The organism is Aeromonas popoffii (assembly GCF_000820025.1).
GTDB classification, from domain to species: Bacteria; Pseudomonadota; Gammaproteobacteria; order Enterobacterales; family Aeromonadaceae; genus Aeromonas; species Aeromonas popoffii.
Window position 1 is genome coordinate 1,956 of the sequence record NZ_CDBI01000007.1, and the last position, 1,206, is coordinate 3,161.

At 56.1% G+C, this 1,206-nt stretch carries 1 protein-coding gene; it reads left to right on the plus strand.

The window, feature by feature from the left end:
- Positions 1–223: 223 nt before the first annotated feature.
- Positions 224–1,206: IMP dehydrogenase (gene guaB / locus BN1129_RS01335; protein WP_042034006.1), on the plus strand; the 983-nt coding region annotated here is incomplete at its 3' end.

Consider the following 1,206-nt stretch of genomic DNA (forward strand, 5'->3'; position numbering starts at 1 on the left):
GTCACAAAAATGCTTAACTGGCTGGCATTAACCACTTGGCGAACTATTTTCCCCCGAAATGGCCATTTCAGCACTGATAATCTTGGATTTTTAGCCCGTTGGCCCCTCAAAAAGAGGCTACGCCATAAAAAATTCAAAAAACTTCTTTACCAGTGACCAATCGGTGAGTAAACTTCGTCGGCAATATTTTACACCCCCACTTCCTCAACGGTGAGATATTGCCATGCTCAGGATTACCAAAGAAGCGTTAACCTTCGACGATGTACTGTTGGTTCCCGCCCACTCCGATGTTCTTCCCAATACTGCCGATCTGCGTACCAAGCTGACCTCCTCTATCAGCTTGAATATCCCCATGATTTCCGCTGCCATGGACACAGTGACCGAAGCCCGTCTGGCTATCGCACTGGCTCAGGAAGGCGGTATCGGCTTTATCCACAAGAACATGTCCATCGAGCAGCAGGCTGCAGAAGTGCGCAAGGTCAAGAAGTACGAGAGCGGCGTGGTCACTGACCCCGTCACCGTACGCCCTGACATGACCATTGCCCAGGTCAAGGAGCTGAGCCACAAGAATGGCTTCGCCGGCTACCCGGTTGTGACCGAGGGTAACGTGCTGGTCGGTATCATCACTGGCCGCGACGTGCGTTTCGTGATCGACCTCTCCCAGACAGTCGAACAGATCATGACCCAGAAAGATCGTCTGGTGACCGTGCGTGAAGGGGCCCCTCGTGAAGAGGTGGTTGCCCTGATGCAGAAGCACCGTATCGAGAAGGTGCTGGTGGTCAACGCTGATTTCAAACTCAAGGGCATGATCACCGTCAAAGATTTCCAAAAAGCCGAGCGCAAGCCGAACGCCTGTAAAGACGAGCGTGGTCGCCTGCGCGTCGGTGCTGCCGTCGGCGCCGGTGCTGGTAATGAAGAGCGCGTCGCCGCCCTGGTGGAAGCCGGTGTGGACGTGCTGCTGATTGACTCTTCCCACGGCCATTCCCAGGGCGTGCTGGATCGCATCAAGGCGACCCGCGATGCCTATCCTGAGCTGCAAATCATCGGTGGCAACGTGGCCACTGCCGCTGGCGCCCTGGCGCTGGTTGCGGCTGGCGTCAATGCGGTCAAGGTGGGTATCGGCCCGGGCTCCATCTGTACTACCCGCATCGTAACCGGTGTTGGCGTGCCCCAAATTACCGCCATCTCCGATGCCGTTGATGCGCT